Genomic DNA, 20617 nt, shown 5'->3' on the forward strand with positions numbered 1-20617 from the left:
AATGGTTTTTATTTCTTTGAACAAACACGCAAATTACATATTTCAAATCTCAATTCACAGCAGTCTGGGCCCCAGGATTAATAACGGATGAGCTATGCAATAATATATTAGTTATTTTTATGTGTTGTTATGCCAAAGAGAATTTATTTTTCGGTTGGTTTTTTCGCAATATAAATATATATATAACGAGGTGCTGCCATTAAATAGTAAAGCGTTGATAATATCGTCCTCTGTTAATCGCAGTACACCAGACGGGGCATTAGCGCCAAACAGCAAGGGTGCTGCAGCCCTGTATAATCAGGGGATGGGTAATGCTGATGGGTTTTAATGGTTTAAAAAGAGTAGATTTACGTCTGGTATCCCTATATTTCCGGTTATTAACCCGCGTTGATAAATTAAAAAATTTAACATGTTCACTTTGTTACACCGCGATCGGCAATCACGGCAGGGAACCCCAAGATCACTCCACCGCCGCTTGCAGCTCAAGCCAGTCAAGGAAGTGATTAAGTGCCTGCGACTTGTCGACATCAGGAGGGATCCAGGCTGCATACTTGCTGCCTTTGAGGGTAATGGCGCAAGGAGCAACCAGTCTGCCTGCCTTGAGGTCGTTTGCCAGTGTTGGCAGCCCGCCAATTCCCACGCCCAGGCCATCGACTATCGCCTGCAGGGCCACATGATAGTGGTCAAAGCGCTGAAAGCGCTGTGGGCGCAGATCTGCTATCCCGGCGGCTTGCAGCCAGCGTTCCCATTCTCCCACTCGTGTGTGCGCAGAAACAAACACCTGGCTCGCCAGGTCCTTCAGGTCCACCACAGGTTGTCGGCTCAGCAGCGCGGGCGAAGCTATCAGGGTCAGTTTCTCTTCAAATAATGGCCGCTTGGCGAAATGACGCCATTCTGGACGCTCAAGAGGATCTCGGCGGATCAATACATCGAAAGCGGGCAGGCTTTTTGTTTCAGTGCTGTTCGACGTTGCCACCGAGACTTCGATATCGGGATACAGGGCATGGAATGCCGGTAACCGCGGGATCAGCCAGCGCATGGCGAAGGTGGTTTGGGTATTGACCTTGATGACGCGGGTACTCGGGGTTCTGCCGAAGCGCACGGCTGCATCGCCCATCAGATCGAAAGCGGCGCTGATCTCGGCGGCGAAGGCCCGCGCATGTTCCGTGGCGATATTGCGCTGCCCTTGACGCGTAAACAACGGCTGGCCCAGCCACTCTTCGAGCATTTTGATTTGGCGGCTGACGGCGCCATGGGTGATCCCCAGTTCCCCGGCAGCCGCACTCAGACTACTGGCGCGGGCGGCAGTTTCGAAGATACGCAGAGCATTAAGAGGCGGTAGATGTCGCTTGTTCATCTGTGACTTTTAGTATCAGTTATGGGGATTATTTATCGATAGTATGAAACAAAGGCACTGATTAAGGTAGCGGCTTTACCAGCAAAAGCGGAATGCCGTGGAAATCTATCTATACGTGTTTTTACTCGCTCTGGCGGCGGGGACTCTGAGTGGCATGATCGGTACCGGGTCATCTTTATTACTGCTGCCAATGTTAGTCCACGCCTTTGGCCCCCGAGCGGCGATGCCCGTTATGGCGATAGCCGCCATTATTGGCAACCTGTCACGGATGGTGGTCTGGTGGCGGCAGATCGATTGGCGTGCCGCAGTTGTTTATGCACTATTTGGTATGCCAGCGGCTTCGCTTGGTGCACATACGCTGCTTGCGCTGCCTGCCTGGATCATCGACTGTGCGCTGGGGCTGTTTTTCTGGGGCATGCTGCCGCTAAGGCGATATTTACACCAAACGCAACGGCGGCTGTCGCTGGTGCAACTGAGCCTGTGCGGCGCTGGCATCGGTTTTCTGACCGGATTGGTGCTTTCCACCGGTCCGATGAGTGTGCCCGTTTTCACCGCCTATGGTTTACGCGGCGGTGCATTTCTGGCAACCGAAGCCGCCAGCGCACTGTTACTCTATAGCAGCAAGGTGGGCACCTTTGTCGCGCAGGATGCACTGTCCTGGCAAACCGCGCTGCAAGGTCTGTTAGTCGGCGCAGGTATTATGCTGGGCACTGTCGGCAGCAAGTCGCTGCTGTTGAAATTTCCTGCCAGGACCTTCGACATAGTGATTGACCTGCTGCTGTTTATTTCCGGGGCGGCACTGCTATACAGCGCCTGGTGCGGATAAGTCTCTGGCAGTGGTCACATCCTGCCTGGCTTTCATTAATGCCCGATCCCAGGGAGCCGTGTCGCCAAAACTCTGTTTTAAGTGCTCGACAAAAGAGCGTAATTTCAACGAAATATGGCGTCTTGATGGGTAGACGGCATAAATGGCCAGTCGCGTGGTCTGATGATCTGTCAGCAAAACCTGAAGCTTGCCTTCGGCGATCGCCCGGGCGAAAACAAAGTCGGGTCCGTAAACAATACCTGCTCCCTCGAGGGCTGCCGCCAGCAGGATTTGCATATCGTTTGCCGCCAGTCGCAAAGGTCCGTCGATAATATGGCTATTGCCCTGCGGGTCAACCAGCGTCCAGTCGCCGGCTGAAACGGCGTTATTAAAGGCCAGCCTCGGAGCCTGGCGAAGGTTATCCAACGTTGGGGGCACGGCGAACTTTTGCAGAAAGGACGGCGCAGCGCAGAGCAACATTTGGCAATCGGCAAGTCGTTGTGCAATAAGATCCGAATCCTGCAGGGTGCCGATGCGGATGGCAACGTCGATACTTTCTGCCAGTAGATCGGCATAGTGATCGCTCAGCACGGTTTCTACCCTGACCTCGGGATAGTTATCCATATAGCCAGCTACCACATTGCCCAGATACAGGGCACCAAAGGTTGCGGGCGCGGCCACACACAGACGGCCTTGCACCCTTTGTTGGGTGTTTTGTGCCTCACTGTCCGCTTGCTCCACTGCCTCGATAATGTCTTTGCAGCGCTGATAATATGACCTGCCGATATCGGTAAGGGTCAGTAATCGGGTGCTGCGTTGCAGCAGTCGTACCTGCAAGTGATCTTCCAGTGCAGAAACATGTTTGCCGGCCATGGAGGGGGAGAGGCCAAAGCGCCGCGCTGCGCCAACCAGGCTGCCACCTTCGACGGCGGCAACAAATACCGCCATGCTGGTCAATCGGTCCATTGCGTCTCCATATGATAATTGCATTATCAGTTAACGATAATAATCAGGAGATTATCACATATCTTGATGGTCGCTATAGTGAGTCTGCCCGCGATCCGGCGGGTTGCCTTGGACTGGAGACCGAAAATGAAAGTCGCAACCAATAACCTATCTATTCATGTTGAGCAGCAGGGGAGTGGGGACTGCGCTCTGGTGTTCCTGCATTACTGGGGGGGCTCATCTCGCACATGGCGGCATGTTACTAAACAGCTTGCCCGGGATTTTCATTGCCTTGCCATCGACCATCGCGGCTGGGGGCAGTCCGATGCGCCCGCAGATGGCTACGGACTCGCCGACCTTGCCGCAGATGCCGAAGGGGTTATCCAGGCGCTGGGACTTCGTCGTTATCTGCTTGTGGGTCACTCGATGGGTGGCAAGGTCGCGCAACTGATGGCCTCCCGTCGTCCCGAGGGGCTGATGGGCTTAGTGCTTGTTGCTCCCTCACCACCGCAGCCTATGGCTATGCCGCAACCAGCCAGGGATATAATGGCTGCAGCCTATAATAGTCGCCAAGCGGTGGAAGCCACGCTCGATCATATGCTTACGGCCAGAACGTTGTCGGGTGAGGATCGAGAATTCGCCATTGCCGATAGCCTGGGGGGAGCACCTGCCGCAAAAGCTGCCTGGCCACGCGCGACAAGCCTTGAAGATATCTCGGCTACGGTTAGCGAGATCGCGGTACCGGTTCTGGTGATTGCCGGTGAATTGGATCGCGTCGATACGCCAGACTTACTGCGGGCAGAGCTGCTGAGTCGTGTTCCGCAGGCAGTGATGGTAATTTTGCCGGGCACCGGTCATCTATCGATGCTGGAGGCACCTGATGAGGTAAGTCAACTTATCCACCAGTTTTGTGGCCAGATCTTTACTCCCCAGGCTTAAGACCGTCGATAAGCCCGCTGTTTTTACCGCGGGTTTATGAACGTAATCACAATCATAAAACTTCAATGCGCAATACCAGAAATCGTTATGCTATTGTGCGATCGTTCCATGTATCTCTGTAAATTATATTACCTTCTGTATATTTCCAAGTAATTGTTTCATAGCGATATTCAATATCCTCCAAGTGCGTACTGGTCATTCCAGATGGATGTAAGTTTGGAGTAATTGCGGTAATCTTAATGTTTTCCATCAAAATATTGAAATATTCAACTTCAATTCCAGCGTCGTTAGTCCTATACATTTTCAACATCGCAGTTTTTAATAGACGCCCTTCACAAAGGGTACGAAAAAGTAGAGGTGTCGTTCTGTCGAATTCTTTTTGTATTTTGATCGGAGTATGAATCCTTGTTCCAGTTAGTCGCCCCGAATTGTTATCTGCAGGTAAGCAAACATGATGATTAACAGAACGCAGCTCAATTGAACCGAGACGAGCAGGCATCAGGCAAGAACCAACAATAGGTGAATCATTTTCATCTGTTAACCATAAATGTGCCGGATTTGACATACATTAATATCCTCTTCATTTCTTTTTACATTTATACCAAAGAAAAATATGGAAACAAAAAACAGAAAGAATAAATAATCCTATTAAGTTTATGGCAATATCAGGAAACCAAGATACTGCAAACATACTAAAAATAATGATGGATAATAAAAAACCCCATCCCCATAAAAATAATATCAGCTCTTCTTTAATCCACTCTTTAAAGAACTTCATGATTCACCTCATTAACTTTATGATTAAATGAACAAGTTCATCATCTGAAATAAGCATGGGGTTTAAATAAGGACTTCTGGTGATAACTGGCTCAATAAGGAAATACATCATTTCAAGATTTCGTTCATATAATGCACTATAGTAAAATGCATTGAATTTTTTTAAGGTGTCTGCGCAGTTTGCTGCTTCCTGGACTAAACCATATAAATTTAGAGTAACAGCCGTTAAAGTCACGCTGCCTTTAAAAACTATTGATTTGGTTCGGTTAATACGCTCATTAATAATTGCGTTAAAACTATAGCTCTGACAAATTGCTGTGGCTATAGCAATAATTAATAATCGATTGGTAAGTCCAGTTGATGATATGTGCACTCCTGAACTGACAAGTTGACGAAGAACATGTTGTGCTCTTCCTTCATTTTTATTTTTGAAATGTATTTCAATATATATGCGAATCATTTCAAAAATAACATTTCTGTCTTTAATTAATTGAATAACTCCAGCTATAAACCTGACATCTTCATGTTTTAGTTTAGAACAAACATCCTGATAGTTCTCAGTGAAACAAGATGCATAGTATGATGCTCGTGTTACGCCATCACCCATTTGTTTCAGATTGGCAACAACGTTATCCTTAACTCCTGTCAGCGCTTCTTCAAGTTTCACTGCAAGAATTTTGTCAGCCTGCAGAGAGGTAATTATTGAATTACTATGATACATAACTAATTCCTTTAGAAAAACATTCCTTTATTCTCTGAAAATTTAAGTAATTTACAAAAAATCATTATTAATACATTTTCAAAGTCTCATCTTCATATGCTTTCTCCTCCCTGCAAGTTCAAATTCGATTTTATCCCAGGTAAATTCAGAACCTGATTACCAATTGAAGTCCGGTCACACCGACATTCTAACAAACGTCATCCTTAGTTTGAAATTATGTAACTAATTGTAATATTGGCTACAATGTACAAAATAGTAACGAAGGACATTATAAATAAAAGTGCACAAACTCGAAAACCTCGATGTGATCATAAAAATAACCATAACTTCTCGCAGTTCGTCTGATATTGCATAGACGGTTTGCTTAAGCGGACTAGGCAGGTGCTCTTCTCACCGAAAGTCGTAAAGTTCGCATTTCCCGCCACTTTTGTTATGTATCTGTTAATCTCCGCACGAAAATTGTGTCTTTGGCGATGAATAAACTTGAACACGATCACAGTTATTCGTTTCACTTCCTGAAGCCGATTGTCAGCGGGAAAAATTGCTCTGATAATGTTACCGATAACATGTTACCGGTAACAATGAAGATAAAGGTAACAGTGTAGTCTGCAGAGAAAAAGCCCAGTCGGGCGTTTTTTGCAGTTAACCGGGATCTAGCACTTTCTATTCAGCCTTGGAGCTCAGTCGTGACCAATAATCAAAATCGCATTTACGTCGTCATGGGGGTTTCCGGCAGTGGGAAATCTGCCGTTGCCAATGCCGTGGCCAGTAAACTGTCTGCCGGCTTCCTTGATGGTGACTTTTTACACCCGCGCAGTAACATTCTTAAAATGGCTGCAGGTGAAGCGCTCAATGATGAAGACCGCGCGCCATGGTTGGCAGCCCTTAATGACGCGGCATTTGCCATGCAACGCACCAATAATGTCTCGATCATTATTTGCTCGGCGCTGAAGAAACATTATCGCGATCGTCTGCGCGCCGGGAACAGCAATCTCTCCTTTATCTATCTGCATGGCGATTTTCCGGTGATTGAAGCACGTATGGCGTCGCGGAAAGGTCACTTTTTTAAATCCTCCATGCTGATTTCCCAGTTCGCCGCGCTGGAACAGCCCGGCGTTGAAGAGCACGATGTGGTTGCGATTAATATCAATCAACCGCTGGACGCGGTGATCGCCGAAACCCTGCAACATATCCAGAGTTTCCAGGCACAGGAGTGTTGTGCGTGAATACCATTACTTTAGTCGGTACCGCAGCCGGGTCGGTTTTATTACTGCTGTTCCTGGTGATGAAGGTGCGTATGCACGCCTTTGTCGCCCTGATGCTGGTTTCCATTGCTGCCGGGATATTCTCCGGCATGCCAATCCTGACCATTGCCGATACCATGCAAAAAGGCATGGGCAGCACTCTGGGTTTTCTGGCCATCGTGGTGGCGCTCGGGGCGATGTTTGGCAAAATATTGCATGAAGTCGGCGCGCTGGACCAAATTGCCGCCCACTTGCTGAATCGTTTCGGTAAAAGCCGTGCCCATTACGCCCTCGGCATTGCCGGACTGGTATGCGCCTTGCCGCTGTTCTTTGATGTGGCCATTGTGTTACTGATTGGCATTGTCTTTGCCGTTGCCCGCCGTACTGACGGCAATATCGTCAGACTGGCTATTCCGCTGTTTGCCGGTGTCGCTGCCTCGGCCTGTTTCCTGCTGCCTGGGCCGGTCCCTATGTTATTGGCTTCTCAGCTTAACGCGGATTTTGGCTGGATGATTGCCATCGGCCTGGTCGCCGCCATTGTCGGTATGTTGGTCGCGGGTCCGCTGTACGGTAACTTTATCAGCCGCTTTGTTAACTGGCCGATGCCGGAAGAAGAAAACGCACCGGTGCTGAATACCAATAATCTGCCGTCCTTTGGGCTGAGCCTGGCGTTGATCCTTTGTCCGCTGGTGTTGGTGGGAATGAAAACCATAGGTGCGCGTCTGGTGACTCCGGGTACGCCATTGCAGCAGTGGCTGGAGTTTATCGGCCATCCCTTTACCGCCATTTTGATTGCCTGTCTGATTGTGATCTACGGTCTGGCAAAGCCGCGCGGTATGACCAACGAACAAACGCTGGCTATCTGTTCTGCCGCAGTACAACCGGCCGGGATCATCCTGCTGATGACCGGTGCCGGTGGCGTATTTAAACAGGTGCTGGTGGATTCTGGCGTCGGTCCGGCAATTGGTGATGCGATGATCGGCACCGGCTTGCCTATTGCCGTCGCCTGTTTTGCTCTCGCTGCGGTTGTTCGCGTTATTCAGGGGTCGGCCACCGTGGCCTGCCTGACCACCGTGGGTCTGGTGCTGCCCGTTACCCATCAGATGGGGCTTAACGGCGCGCAGCTTGCGGCGCTGGCGATCTGTATTACCGGCGGGTCTATTGTCTTGAGCCATGTGAATGATGCCGGGTTTTGGTTATTTGGCAAATTTACCGGTGCCAGCGAGCTGCAAACCTTAAAGACCTGGACCGTGATGGAAACCATTCTGGGCACCACCGGTGGCATCATCGGCATGATTGCTTTTACTTTGCTCTAAAAATACTGTGAGGACGCTATGGTTAACGAGACACTCTCCCGTGTAACACAACGCATCATCGATCGTTCCAAAGCCAGCCGTACCGCCTATCTGGCGCGCATGGAGGCGGCACGCTCGCAACGGGTACACCGTGCCCAACTGGCTTGCGGTAATCTGGCGCATGGCTTTGCCGCCTGTCAGCCTGATGATAAAAATGCCTTAAAAAACATGGTGCATAGTGATATCGCGATTATCACCGCCTACAACGATATGCTTTCTGCCCATCAGCCCTACGAGCATTATCCGCAGCGCCTGAAAGAATCGCTGAAAGCCGTCGGTGCCGTCGGGCAGGTAGCCGGTGGTGTACCGGCGATGTGCGACGGGGTGACTCAGGGGCAGGATGGCATGGAATTATCGCTGATGAGCCGCGATATTATTGCCATGTCTGCCGCCATTGGCTTGTCGCACAATATGTTTGATGGCGCACTGTACCTGGGCATTTGCGACAAGATAGTGCCGGGATTAGTGATGGCGGCGCTCTCTTTCGGCCATCTGCCAGCGGTATTTGTACCTGCCGGACCAATGAGCAGCGGCCTGCCAAATAAAGAAAAAGTGCGGGTACGCCAGCTGTATAGCGAAGGCAAGGTTGACCGTCAGGCATTGCTGGAGGCGGAGGCCGCTTCCTATCACGGCATTGGCACTTGCACCTTCTACGGCACTGCCAACACCAACCAGATGGTGATGGAAGTGATGGGCCTGCATCTGCCGGGGGCATCTTTTGTTCATCCGGAAACCGCGTTGCGTGACGCGCTGACCGACGCGGCTGCACGTCAGGTGACTCGTCTGACCGAAACCACCGGCAACTATCAGCCCCTTGGCCTGTTGATGAATGAGAAAACATTGGTTAACGGCATTGTTGCCCTGTTGGCTACCGGTGGCTCCACCAATCTGACTATGCATATGGTAGCGATGGCGGCGGCGGCGGGCATTATTATCAACTGGGATGACTTCTCCGAGTTGTCGGATGCTGTGCCTTTATTATGTCGTATCTACCCTAATGGCCCGGCTGATATCAATCAATTCCAGGCCGCGGGCGGCGTACAGCTGGTGGTGCGAGAACTGCTGAAAAACGGCCTGCTACATCAGGACGTCAATACCGTCGCCGGTTTTGGGCTGGATCGCTATACCAAAGAGCCATGGCTGGATAATGGCAAGCTGGCCTGGCGTGAAGGTGCGGATAAATCGCTGGATAATGAAGTCATTGCCAGCATTGCTCAGCCGTTTGAACACCATGGTGGCACCAAGGTGCTGTCCGGTAATCTGGGACGTGCCGTAATGAAAACCTCTGCGGTACCGGCTGCAAATCAGATTATTGAAGCTCCGGCGGTGGTATTTGAAAGTCAGCATGACATTGTGCCCGCCTTTGAAGCGGGCAAGCTGGACCATGACTGTGTGGTAGTGGTGCGTTTCCAGGGACCGCAGGCCAATGGCATGCCTGAGTTGCATAAGCTGATGCCACCCCTTGGTGTGTTGATGGATCGTGGATTTAAAGTGGCGCTGGTCACCGATGGCCGTTTATCGGGAGCCTCCGGCAAAGTGCCGTCTGCCATTCATGTTACCCCTGAAGCTTATACCGGCGGCATGCTGGCTAAAGTGCAGAACGGCGATATGATCCGCGTCAATGGTCGTACCGGCGAACTAGAGCTGCTGGTAGATGAAAGTGAACTGGCCCGCCGCCTGCCTTATCAACCGGATCTGCGTGCCGAACATATTGGCTGCGGCCGAGAACTGTTTAGTGCCTTGCGTACGCAACTGTCCGGTGCCGAGCAAGGGGCCTGCTGTATCCGATTCTAATCGCGGTAAAGATTGGTGGTTTTTGCCAACGATAAGATAAGGCAAGTTTTTATCCAACGACCACAGGGAGTTATCCTTGTGGTCGTTTTTTTAGCAGTCCCTTCTTGCGCACCAAATTTAACCCGGTGAGGCATCCTTTATTGCCTTGCCAACAGTCCCTTTCTATAAACTGTTATAGTTTATTTTCATATTATTGTTACTGTTATAGATATTGGCAGTATGGTTAAATTCCCTTCTGATTTTATTTCCAAAAAACCCCATTCCCGTCACTTATACTTAACCTGTTGGGTGAAAAATAGCCAATTGTAGTGCCTGCATTTAAGCTTGGGTTAACGGCATCATCTGTAAAAATAAAGAGGTTTTATGTTCGGTCTGGATGCTTTCGAACTTGCACGTATACAGTTCGCTTTCACCGTCTCCTTCCATATTATTTTTCCGGCCATTACCATCGGGCTGGCCAGTTTTCTGGCAGTCCTGGAAGGCATGTGGCTGAAAACAAAAAAGGAAGAATACCGCGACCTGTATCATTTCTGGTCCAGGATCTTTGCCGTCAACTTTGGCATGGGCGTGGTCTCCGGGCTGGTAATGGCCTATCAGTTTGGCACCAACTGGAGTGTTTTCTCCTCCTTTGCCGGCAGTATTACCGGTCCGTTGCTGACTTATGAAGTGCTGACCGCTTTCTTCCTCGAAGCGGGTTTTCTTGGCGTTATGTTATTCGGCTGGGATCGCGTCGGCCCCGCTCTGCATTATTTTGCTACCTGCATGGTGGCACTGGGAACGCTGATGTCGACTTTCTGGATCCTGGCATCTAACAGCTGGATGCATACGCCACAGGGATACGCCATCGTCAATAATCAGGTTATCCCCATCGACTGGCTTCAGGTGATTTTCAATCCGTCATTCCCCTATCGCCTGTTGCATATGACCACCGCCGCTTTTCTCTCTTCGGCATTTTTTGTCGGCGCTTCTGCCGCCTGGCATTTGTTGAAAGGTCGCAATACGCCGGCAATGCGCACCATGCTGTCAATGGCCTTATGGATGGCGCTGATCGTCTCGCCCATTCAGGCGTTGCTTGGTGATGCCCATGGGCTTAATACCCTGAAGTATCAGCCAGCGAAAATTGCCGCCATTGAAGGCCACTGGGAGAATAAAGACAGCGAACCTTCGCCGCTGATCCTGTTTGGCTATCCGGATATGGACCGTGAGGAGACGCGTTACGCCCTGGAAATTCCTTATCTGGGCAGCCTGATCCTGACGCACAGTTTGTCGCAGCAAATCCCGGCGCTGAAATCTTTTGCCAAAGAAGACCGCCCGAACTCCACGATCATTTTCTACAGCTTCCGCATTATGGTCGGCTTGGGTATGTTGATGATTCTCCTGGGATTGTGGAGCCTGTATCTGCGCTGGCGCGGCAATCTTTATGAAAACAAAATGTTCCTGCGATTTACCTTACTGATGGGTCCATCAGGTTTGCTGGCCTTATTGGCGGGGTGGTTCACCACGGAAATTGGTCGTCAGCCCTGGGTAGTTTATGGCCTGTTGCGCACCAAAGATGCGGTATCAAACCACGGCGCGATGCAGATGAGTATCAGCCTGTTGCTGTTTATCGCCATCTATTCATCGGTGTTCGGCGTGGGTTATCTCTACATGATGAAGCTGATCCGTAAAGGGCCACAGGCTCATGAGGGCAAGAGTCAGGAACACGGTGGACCAGGGCAACCGCGCACACCGGCACGTCCACTGTCGGCTATCCAGGAACCGCTCAACGACGAAGGTAAAGGAGTCTGAAATGGGTATTGATCTTCCGCTGATTTGGTTTTTGATTATCGTCTTTGGCGTGATGATGTACGTGGTGATGGACGGTTTTGATCTCGGGATCGGTTTGTTGTTTCCGTTGGTAAAGGAGGAGCATGAGCGCGATGTGATGATGAATACCGTTGCGCCGGTGTGGGATGGTAATGAAACCTGGCTGGTGCTCGGCGGAGCGGGGCTATTCGGTGCTTTTCCGCTGGCGTATTCGGTGATCCTCGATGCTTTGACCATCCCGCTGACATTAATGCTGTTTGGCCTTATTTTTCGCGGCGTAGCATTTGAGTTTCGTTTTAAAGCCAGTGCAGAGAAACGGCACATTTGGGATAAATCATTTATCTGCGGCTCAGTGCTGGCAACCTTTTGTCAGGGAGTCGTGTTGGGGGCGGTAATTAGCGGTATTCCGGTGGTTGATCGCGCCTACTCAGGGGGCACACTGGACTGGCTGACCCCTTTTAATCTGTTCTGCGGCTTTGGGTTGATTGTCGCCTATGCCCTGCTGGGCTGCACTTGGCTGATTATGAAAACCGAAGGGGCGTTGCAGCAAAATATGCACAACAGCGTCAAACCCTTGTTATTTACCCTGTTGGCGATCCTGGCAGTGATCAGTATCTGGACGCCGCTGACTCATGGCGACATTGCGGCTCGCTGGTTTACCCGGCCAAACCTGTTTTGGTTTCTGCCGGTACCGCTGCTGGTTTTGCTCGTCTCCTGGTGGATGCTTCATGCGGTAAACCGTCAGTCTCACCATGCTCCTTTTCTGTTGACGTTGGCATTGGTGTTTCTGGGGTACACCGGGCTGGGTATCAGCATTTGGCCGAATATTATTCCACCGTCAATTTCAATCTGGCAAGCCTCGTCACCGCCGCAAAGTCAGGGATTTATGCTGGTTGGTGCACTGTTTATTATTCCGGTCATTCTGGTTTATACCTTCTGGAGCTACTACGTTTTCCGTGGAAAAGTCACTCCTGAGCAAGGCTATCACTGATAACGGAGGCAGCGATGAAAAAGTTAATCAGAGAAATGGATGATAATACGGTGATCAAGCAGCCTTTCTGGAAACGGCTGGGTTGGCTGGCGATGATCTGGTTTGGCAGCGTACTGGCTTTGTTTGCGGTGGCTTCGGTATTTCGTTTATTAATGATGGCGGCGGGGATGCGCAGCCATTAATCAGTGACTGCTTCGATGTTGCGGAGGCTGTTACTGCCTTTAAAGATAGATCCCCCCCAGGAGGCCCCTGGGGGGGCAAGTTTGCAGCGTTATTTTTGCCTGTTGACCACGGCTCCGCACTATATTGCACGGTATGTAAATAATGCACCTGGTGTTGGGGCGATAATTACTGATGGGCAAATAGTGGCAGGGTAGGGCATGTTGCGGGGAGTAAAAGGTACCTGAATTGTGGAGTAGCTCCTACCTGATAATGGCCGGAGCTTATTATAAAATAGCAGTCTTATCTCGGACTGTTACCACGAGTGGTTGTCGTTTTCAAACTTATATCGTTTAGGATCAAGAAATCTGTGCGGCAGATAACGGTGTAAGTTTCGTTGCTCACAAAAATAAGTGAAGTCATCAATATGGCTTACACCACACTTTGAATAGATACGCTGCAAAGCATTTTCTATAGTACGTGATGATTTACACAACATATCGCCAATACTTTTGCTGGTCATACCCTGAAGCTTTAAAAAAATGACTTCACACTCTTTTTCCGTAAATAATTCGTCAGGTTTTTCAAGCAAAAGCGAACCGGGCAGTCGTCCGCGAATATAATCATTAGAACTAAATATTTCCAAATACTTGATTGAACCGACCATGCCGACACATTGATTGTCTTCGCTATAGAAAGGGACCTTCTTTGACAGATAGGGAGAATCAACCGCACCGGGGTGTACCTCCAGTAAGGATATGCGTTTTTGGGTATTGACTACATATTTTACTTGTTCCTGCCAATGTTTGGCAGATTCCGGATTATCGAACAGACTGGCGGGAATTTCATCGTCAAGTCGGCCGATAATGGCATCGGCAGAACGTAAGCCAACAAATTTTACCAGTGCCATATTGGCATAGATAAAACGCAGGCTTTTATCTCGGATAAAAAAAGGGGCCGGTAATTGATCAAGGGTACGGGTTAGCATTTTAGGCAGAATTAATTCACTCTCACTCATATTAATATCTCTAAAATAGGGGGGGTGAAAAAACTATACCATAGGGTAGTTTTTAATTAAAACCTGAATTTATTTATATTGACTGCTGTTCTATGTTTTATTTTTATAAAAAAGTTATTAAATCAATAAGGTAAAATAATACATTTTATATTAATATGAAAAATTATTTCTCATCAATTTATTATATATATTTATTACGTTGTGGTGATTTAATCCTATTAAATAAGCAATGGTTTTTCGCTGCTGAATTTATTGCGGTATCGCGGTGAAAGTCTTTAGCTGACTTCACACCCGGTCGGTAATTGATCTGATATGATGGCAACAACGTCCCCTTTTCGCGCTAAAAATACGCTATGTCTCGTACTCAACGCCTGTTGAATTTGCTCCAGCTTCTGCGTAGCTATCGCTTTCCTGTCACCGGGGCGCAATTAGCTGCGCAACTCGATATCAGCCTACGTACGCTTTACCGCGATATCGCCACACTGCAACAACAAGGTGCCAATATCGAAGGGGAAGCGGGTCTCGGCTATGTTTTACGCCCGGGATTTATGCTGCCGCCGCTGATGTTCTCTGAAGAAGAGATCGAGGCACTGGTATTGGGTTCGCGCTGGGTGGCGGCCCGCGGTGATAGCCGGCTCAGTGCGGCCGCCACGTCGGCACTTACCCGCATTGCCGCCGTTTTGCCTGAGGCGCTGCGTCATTCGCTGGATTCATCCGCCTTACTTGTGGGTCCTGACAGTAAAACCACGTCAGCAGTGGCCTGGCTGCCGGATATTCGCCGGGCAATCAAGGCCGAGCGGAAATTGGATATTCACTATCGCGATCTTAATGACCGCGATTCACAGCGCTGTATCTGGCCCTTTGCCCTGGGATATTTCGATCAGGTTGATGTTTTGGTGGCCTGGTGTGAATTACGTCAGGAGTTTCGCCATTTTCGCACCGACCGCATCTTATCCTTGACCATGCTGGCAACGCGTTATCCGCGCCGACGCCAGGTGCTGTTAAAAGAGTGGCGGGCAAGAGAAGGTATTGCTCCGCAGTAAGTGGCGACTACTGACAAAAATTGGCAGCAGGTGCGGCTAGCATGGAATACGCCGGGGAGCTTAACCGGTTTGTTTATCAATCTATGCGGAGCATTCCAATGACAGATCACAATTTTATCATTCTATACGTTGACAGCCCCGAGAGCAGTGCGCAGTTTTACCATGACCTACTGGGTAAAGCGCCTGTTGAACTCTCGGCAACCTTTGCCATGTTTGTACTGGCGTCCGGTGTCAAGCTGGGCTTATGGTCAAGGCATACCGTTGAGCCTTCAACTGCAGTAAATGACCCTCTCGGCGGCGGCGGCGAATTGGCCTTTGCCGTCAGCAATAGTGCCAGTGTCGATGAAATTTATAGTCGCTGGTGCCAACTTGGATTAGCGATTATCCAGAGCCCGACAGTACTGGATTTTGGTTACACCTTTGTCGCCATAGACCCGGATGGGCATCGTCTGCGGGTATTTACTCCCGGCGAACAGTAAATTATCGCTAAAACACCAGCAGTTTTATCCCTGCTGGTGTTATTTCATGGCTACCCCCTCAACGCCGGGCTGATAAGGTTAATGGCCTGGCATCACGTGAAAAGCTGTGACCGGAGAGATAAATTCACAATTAAACACAGCATTCACAGGGGTGTGTGAAGCCTATACCCGGGCTGTCTAACGCTAAAAACTGATAAAAATCATTATCATAAACATGTAAATACCATGTTAAATCCTCGCCGGGAAGTGTGATAATCATCATTTCAATGTGAATCCCCATCACCAATAATAATCATACTTTATTTCGCTGCTACTTAATGTTTGGGTGCCAATACTGCCGACCAGGGAAACCAGCCGTAAATAAAAAAGTATTACCAGTGAAAGTGCCTAAGTGTGCTAAATCGCCTGGTAAGAAATAAGAATAATTTCCATCAGAAATGGCATCAGGTGATATTGTCTGCATCCCATAAATGCTAACGCTAAAAACTATTATATGTTTATGAGGAGAACGTCATGTTTGTTGATATATTCCAGCGTGTAGCCTTTCTTATCGCCGTGTCGCTGCTCGGCTGGTACGTTGGCAAAAAATTCAAAATCAGCAGTAAAGATATTTCGACCTTATTAATCTACATTTTCTCACCGATTGTCAGCTTTGTCTTGATCCTCGACTCGCCGGCTAACGTTGGTTATGTCGGCTATTCTGTCTTGTTCTATGTGGTCTCCTGCATTGCAGCCGTGCTGGCGCTATGGGTGGGGCAGCGAATCTGGAAGGATAATCGCGCCAATCTGTTTGCCGCCGCCGGTGGGCAGGGTAACGTCGGTTATTTTGTGTTGCCCTTGGCCATCGGTCTGTTGCACGGTAAAGAGGGTGGGGCTGCTGCCATCGGTATTATTGTGTTTTGCAAGGTCGCTTCGACAATATATGAATTTACCATGGCCTTTTATCTTACCGCGCGCAGCCTTTATTCGGTCAGGAAAAGCCTGATTATGGTAGCCAAAATGCCGACTCTGCATGCCACTATTCTGGCACTTATTGTCAAATATTTTGGTTTCCACTTGCCGGAATTTCTCTCTTCCGGATTGAATGGCTTTACAGGCGGTTACAGTATTTTGGGCATGATGGTTATTGGTCTGTCTTTAGCCCGATACGAAAAATTAATCCCTGACTGGAAATTTACCGCCTATTCCATTATCTGGAAACAAGGGCTTTATACTCTGGTAATTATTTCTCTGTTTACTTACTTTTTTAACCTCAACTATGCCGAGAAAATTGTCCTGGTAATGCTAGCCAGTAATCCCCTGGCCGGAAATATTGCCGCCGTGGCGGCTGCGTTGGACGTCCATCCGGAAAAAGCCGCCTTTGCCATTATGGTCAGCACCATTCTGGCCCTGGTGACGGTACCGCTGACATTGGCCTTTGTTTTTTAGCCATTAGCTACTGCTAAGGCACGTTTTTTTACCGGTTACAAAAATTCACAGCGTTTTGTGAATTACATATGGCGCATTATTTGATGTTTTTACTTTTAAATTCAGTTTGTTGAGTGAGTTTAATGCGCGTGATTTGTGCGCGAAAAATGCGATATTGCGCCTATATTTGTGAATTATCGTTAAATACAATGTGAATACTCACCATCACCTGACAGGTTTTATCCTGCGTACCCTCACGCAGGGTGCTGGCCTGGTAAATCACGAGATAAATCAGCAATGAATAATTCAACGGCAATACAGATTATCAGTGCATTAGTGGTCCGCTCGCCCTTTGATGCGGAAATTTTGCCAGCCTGGCAACAACAGGGCCATGCCGTGCAGGTTAAATGGACTCCGACTACGGTGATTATGGATAATATCCGTGACGGCTATCGCAGCGATATTGCCATTGTTACCGTTGGGGCGATGGATGAGCTGATTGCTGCCGGGATTGTCGATGGCAGTAGCCGCATTGAACTGGTGGAATCGCGTATTGGTCTGGCGGTGAAAGCCGGTGAGCCTCATCCCGATATCGCCACCACCGAGGCGCTGGTGGCCACGCTGCTTGCTGCCCGCTCGGTGGCTTATTCTATCGGCGGTGCCAGCGGTATCTATTTTAATACCATGATCGAAAAACTCGGCATTGCCGAGGCGGTCAATGCCAGGGCCAGTACTATTCCCGAAGGCTTTACTGCCGAAAAACTGATTTCCGGCGAGGCCAGCCTGGCGGTGCAACAGGTCAGCGAGCTTTTGGTGGTGCCCGGTATCGAAGTCATTGGTCGTCTGCCGGAAGCCGTGCAAAAGACGACTGCGTTCTCGGCAGCCCTATTTAAAACAGCCAGCCAACCTGAACTATGTCGAGATTTTCTCAGACATTTACAGTCGGCACAGGCCAGTCGCGCTTATCAGGCGAAAGGGCTGGATCCGGTGTTTAATAGCTGAAATCTGGAGGCGCCATGACCGTCCGAATTGTATTATTTCACGCCACGCCGGTTGCCATGCAGCCCATTCACGATGCCTTTAACGCCCTCTGGCCAGAAGCGGAGATTGTTAATCTGCTCGATGATGGTCTGTCGATTGATCTGGCCCGGGCAAAGCAACTCAATGAGCAGATTATCGAGCGCTTTGTGCGTCTCGGTCAGTATGGCTATGAGATGAAGGCCGATGCCATATTGGCCACTTGTTCTGCCTTTGGCCCGGCGCTGGACAAGCTGGCTGCCTTGCTGCCGGTGCCGGTATTAAAACCGAATGAGGCAATGTTCCGTGAGGCGATCACCCGCGGCCAACGTATCGGTATGCTGGCGACTTTTGGTCCGGCTGTGGCACCGATGGAGCAGGAGTTTCGCGATTTTGTTGATCAGTCTGGCAGTGAAGCGACGCTGAAAACCGTGCTGGTGGAAGAGGCGATGACTTGCCTTAAGCAGGGAGATGTTGCCGGACATAACCAACAGCTGGTAGACCATCTGCCGCAACTGGCGGATTGTGATGCCATTATGCTGGCACATTTCTCCACCTCTCGCGCCTGGGATGCGGTGTCTCAGGCTAGCACTATCCCGGTGCTTTCCGCCCCCCACGCGGCGGTAAAACGCGTAAGAAGGTTGCTTGAGGCAAGCAGGGAGCCGAAATTATGCTGATAGGGGTGATTGCCGACGACTTTACCGGTGCAAGTGATATTGCCATTACTCTGGCCAAAGGGCTGCCGGGGGAAGGCGGATTAAAAACGGCACAGTATCTCGGTGTGCCACAACAGGCGGCCAGTGCCGAGATAGAAGCCGGGGTGATTGCCCTGAAAAGTCGCTCCATCGCCGCCAGCGAGGCGGTGGCAACCTCTCTGGCGGCCTGCCAATGGTTGCTCGATCAGGGTTGTAAGCAGATCGTCTTTAAGTATTGTTCCACGTTTGACTCTACTGCCGCAGGCAATATCGGCCCGGTGGCAGATGCTCTGGCGGCGTTATTGCAGCAGTCGGCGGTGGTGGTCTGTCCGGCTTTTCCGGCAATGGGCCGCACTCTGTATCAGGGACACCTTTTTGTTCACCATCAGCCGCTTAATGAGTCGGGTATGGAAAATCATCCGCTGACGCCGATGAAAGATGCTGATATTCGCCGGGTGTTGGCGGTTCAGTCGGTAAATAAAATTGGCCATATTGCCTGGCAGCAGGTTGCTGCCGGACCGCAATCGCTGATTGATGCCTTGGCGGCATCGGCTCTGCGGGGTGAACGGCTGACCGTGGTTGATGCTCTGGATGACCAGGATCTGGTGACCATTGGCCGCGCCTGCGACGGGGTGCGTCTGCTAACCGGCGGCTCGGCGATTGCTCAGGGGCTGGCGCATAACTTTATTGCTCGCGGAGAAGCGACCGGTTCGGCGGTTGCTGTGCCCCATATTGACGGTCCCGAGGCGATTTTGGTCGGCAGTTGTTCCAATACCACACGTAAACAGATAGCTATCCATGCCCGCCAGCATCCGGTATTGATGATTGCTGTTGACGATGTATTAGCCGCCAGGGTGACCAGTGAAACATTGGTAGCCTTTATTCTCGGCCATGGGGGAGAAGCGCCACTGGTTTACTCCTCGGGAGATACCGCTGCGGTGATGGCCGCTCAGCAACAGTACGGACAAATGCAGGTGTCGCAGGCGCTGGATAACCTGTTTGCCGACACTGCTCGTAAACTGGTTGCTGCTGGCGTTCGTCGTATCGTGGTTGGCGGTGGCGAAACTTCAGGTGCCGTGGTCAGTGCGTTGGATCTCGGGGCGTTGACCATTGGTCCGGAGATTGATACCGGTGTGCCGGTACTGGTTTCCTCAGGTGCGCAGCCCATCGCCCTGGCGCTGAAATCTGGCAACTTTGGCGGCGAGGATTTTTTTGCCAGGGCGGTGAAAACCCTGCGTGGAGACTGAGGGTCTGCTATTTTGTGGCTGATAATCAACCGGTGAGATAACCTTATGCTGCCTACAGAACGTCGTGATTTTATCTTTCGCTATGTGCATGAAAATCAGGTGGCGGCGATCAATATTCTCGCCAGCCTGATGAGCGTATCGCATATGACTATTCGTCGTGATGTCGAAGAGCTGGAAAGAGAAGGCAAGATCACCCGGGTGAGTGGCGGTCTTAAGCTTAATGAGGCATTGCGTCAGGAACTGGCCTATAACGATAAGGCGCAATTGCATCACCGTAGAAAAATATTATTGGGTAAATATGCTGCCAACTGCGTGGAGGATGGCCTGGTGGTCTATCTCGACGCCGGTACCACCACTTTTGAAATTGCCCGCTGTCTGGCGCAGCGTTTTCATTTAACAGTGATCACCAATGACTTTTCGATTTCACAATATTTAATGGATAAGCCGCAGGTTAATCTTTTTCATATTGGCGGCGAGGTGGATAAACGCAATTACTCCACGGTGGGAATTTGTGCCGCTTCTTTTTTAAAATCACTGAATATTGATATTGCCTTTATTAGCAGTAGTTCCTGGGATCTCCGCCATGGCGTATCAACCCCTTATGAGGGCAAAGCCATTGTCAAACAGGCTGTAGTCAATGTCTCACGTCGCAATATCCTGATTAGCGATAGCAGTAAATATGGCAAGTATGGCAAATATAATATTTTCCCCTTGGCGGAAATAAAAGAGATCATTACCGACTCGTTATTGCCGGTGGAAGATCAAGTCAGTATTCAGAATGAAGGTGTGAAACTACACGTAGTAAATGTCGAATGACC

Annotated in this window: 21 protein-coding genes; 15 read left to right on the forward strand and 6 right to left on the reverse strand. The window is 49.8% G+C overall.

The window, feature by feature from the left end; genetic code table 11:
• Positions 1-460 precede the first annotated feature (460 nt).
• Complete coding sequence (locus GW590_RS22195) at positions 461-1357, reverse strand: LysR substrate-binding domain-containing protein (protein ID WP_169405261.1); 897 nt, start codon at positions 1355-1357, stop codon at positions 461-463.
• A 97-nt stretch (positions 1358-1454) separates the two neighbouring features.
• On the opposite strand from GW590_RS22195, the gene GW590_RS22200 reads away from it, so the two are divergent.
• The gene (locus GW590_RS22200) at positions 1455-2183 is read left to right on the forward strand and encodes a sulfite exporter TauE/SafE family protein (protein ID WP_169405262.1); all 729 of its coding nucleotides are present in this window, start codon (positions 1455-1457) and stop codon (positions 2181-2183) included.
• On the opposite strand, the gene GW590_RS22205 is transcribed toward GW590_RS22200, so the two are convergent.
• Positions 2160-3128, reverse strand: a complete 969-nt coding sequence (locus tag GW590_RS22205) for a LysR family transcriptional regulator (protein WP_169405263.1) — start codon at positions 3126-3128, stop codon at positions 2160-2162. The genes GW590_RS22200 and GW590_RS22205 overlap by 24 nt on opposite strands.
• A 126-nt stretch (positions 3129-3254) precedes the next feature.
• Here GW590_RS22205 and GW590_RS22210 point away from each other — a divergent pair, with 126 nt between their 5' ends.
• Positions 3255-4046 carry an alpha/beta fold hydrolase gene (locus GW590_RS22210; protein WP_169405264.1) on the forward strand — a complete coding sequence of 264 codons (792 nt, stop codon included), beginning with the start codon at positions 3255-3257 and terminating at the stop codon, positions 4044-4046.
• An 85-nt stretch (positions 4047-4131) separates the two neighbouring features.
• Here GW590_RS22210 and GW590_RS22215 read toward each other — a convergent pair whose 3' ends face one another.
• Genes GW590_RS22215 through GW590_RS22225 form a run of 3 tightly spaced genes read right to left on the reverse strand, consistent with a single transcriptional unit; the run spans position 4132 to position 5544 of the window.
• Positions 4132-4611 (reverse strand): Hcp family type VI secretion system effector, encoded by a 480-nt coding sequence (locus GW590_RS22215; RefSeq protein WP_169405265.1) that lies wholly within the window; start codon positions 4609-4611, stop codon positions 4132-4134.
• A gap of 15 nt (positions 4612-4626) precedes the next feature.
• Entirely contained in the window at positions 4627-4824 is a 198-nt protein-coding gene (locus GW590_RS22220) for a hypothetical protein (protein WP_169405266.1), read from the reverse strand.
• 3 nt (positions 4825-4827) lie between these two features.
• Entirely contained in the window at positions 4828-5544 is a 717-nt protein-coding gene (locus tag GW590_RS22225) for a hypothetical protein (protein WP_169405267.1), read from the reverse strand.
• Between the two features lie 686 nt (positions 5545-6230).
• On the opposite strand from GW590_RS22225, the gene gntK reads away from it, so the two are divergent.
• From gntK to GW590_RS22255, 6 genes are all read left to right on the forward strand, one after another.
• The gene (gene gntK / locus GW590_RS22230) at positions 6231-6770 is read left to right on the forward strand and encodes a gluconokinase (protein ID WP_169405268.1); all 540 of its coding nucleotides are present in this window, start codon (positions 6231-6233) and stop codon (positions 6768-6770) included.
• The gene (gntU, locus tag GW590_RS22235) at positions 6767-8104 is read left to right on the forward strand and encodes a gluconate transporter (RefSeq protein WP_169405269.1); all 1338 of its coding nucleotides are present in this window, start codon (positions 6767-6769) and stop codon (positions 8102-8104) included. The genes gntK and gntU overlap by 4 nt, the downstream gene beginning before the upstream one ends.
• Positions 8105-8122: 18 nt before the next feature.
• Complete coding sequence (gene edd, locus GW590_RS22240) at positions 8123-9937, forward strand: phosphogluconate dehydratase (RefSeq protein WP_169405270.1); 1815 nt, start codon at positions 8123-8125, stop codon at positions 9935-9937.
• Positions 9938-10300: 363 nt separating this feature from the next.
• Positions 10301-11725 carry a cytochrome ubiquinol oxidase subunit I gene (locus GW590_RS22245; RefSeq protein ID WP_169405271.1) on the forward strand — a complete coding sequence of 475 codons (1425 nt, stop codon included), beginning with the start codon at positions 10301-10303 and terminating at the stop codon, positions 11723-11725.
• 1 nt (position 11726) lies between these two features.
• On the forward strand, positions 11727-12734 hold the full coding sequence (cydB, locus tag GW590_RS22250) for a cytochrome d ubiquinol oxidase subunit II (RefSeq protein ID WP_169405272.1): 1008 nt from the start codon (positions 11727-11729) through the stop codon (positions 12732-12734).
• Between the two features lie 35 nt (positions 12735-12769).
• Complete coding sequence (locus GW590_RS22255) at positions 12770-12916, forward strand: DUF2474 domain-containing protein (protein ID WP_211186879.1); 147 nt, start codon at positions 12770-12772, stop codon at positions 12914-12916.
• Positions 12917-13209: 293 nt separating this feature from the next.
• Here GW590_RS22255 and GW590_RS22260 read toward each other — a convergent pair whose 3' ends face one another.
• On the reverse strand, positions 13210-13911 hold the full coding sequence (locus tag GW590_RS22260; RefSeq protein WP_169405274.1) for a PAS and helix-turn-helix domain-containing protein: 702 nt from the start codon (positions 13909-13911) through the stop codon (positions 13210-13212).
• Between the two features lie 353 nt (positions 13912-14264).
• Here GW590_RS22260 and GW590_RS22265 point away from each other — a divergent pair, with 353 nt between their 5' ends.
• From GW590_RS22265 to GW590_RS22295, 7 genes are all read left to right on the forward strand, one after another.
• Positions 14265-14954: a helix-turn-helix transcriptional regulator gene (locus GW590_RS22265; RefSeq protein WP_169405275.1), complete on the forward strand. Its 690-nt coding sequence runs from the start codon at positions 14265-14267 to the stop codon at positions 14952-14954.
• A 98-nt stretch (positions 14955-15052) separates the two neighbouring features.
• Positions 15053-15433: a VOC family protein gene (locus GW590_RS22270; RefSeq protein ID WP_169405276.1), complete on the forward strand. Its 381-nt coding sequence runs from the start codon at positions 15053-15055 to the stop codon at positions 15431-15433.
• Between the two features lie 513 nt (positions 15434-15946).
• A complete protein-coding gene (locus tag GW590_RS22275) occupies positions 15947-16861 on the forward strand; it encodes an AEC family transporter (protein ID WP_169405277.1) in 915 nt (304 codons plus the stop codon).
• Positions 16862-17137: 276 nt separating this feature from the next.
• A complete protein-coding gene (locus GW590_RS22280) occupies positions 17138-17842 on the forward strand; it encodes a substrate-binding domain-containing protein (RefSeq protein WP_169405278.1) in 705 nt (234 codons plus the stop codon).
• Positions 17843-17856: 14 nt separating this feature from the next.
• On the forward strand, positions 17857-18534 hold the full coding sequence (locus GW590_RS22285) for an aspartate/glutamate racemase family protein (protein WP_169405279.1): 678 nt from the start codon (positions 17857-17859) through the stop codon (positions 18532-18534).
• Positions 18528-19799 carry a 3-oxo-tetronate kinase gene (otnK, locus tag GW590_RS22290; protein WP_169405280.1) on the forward strand — a complete coding sequence of 424 codons (1272 nt, stop codon included), beginning with the start codon at positions 18528-18530 and terminating at the stop codon, positions 19797-19799. The genes GW590_RS22285 and otnK overlap by 7 nt, the downstream gene beginning before the upstream one ends.
• Before the next feature lie 45 nt (positions 19800-19844).
• Positions 19845-20615: a DeoR/GlpR family DNA-binding transcription regulator gene (locus GW590_RS22295; protein ID WP_169405281.1), complete on the forward strand. Its 771-nt coding sequence runs from the start codon at positions 19845-19847 to the stop codon at positions 20613-20615.
• Positions 20616-20617: the final 2 nt, after the last annotated feature.

This window comes from Rouxiella aceris, from assembly GCF_012933545.1.
In the GTDB taxonomy this organism is placed as follows: Bacteria; Pseudomonadota; Gammaproteobacteria; order Enterobacterales; family Enterobacteriaceae; genus Rouxiella; species Rouxiella aceris.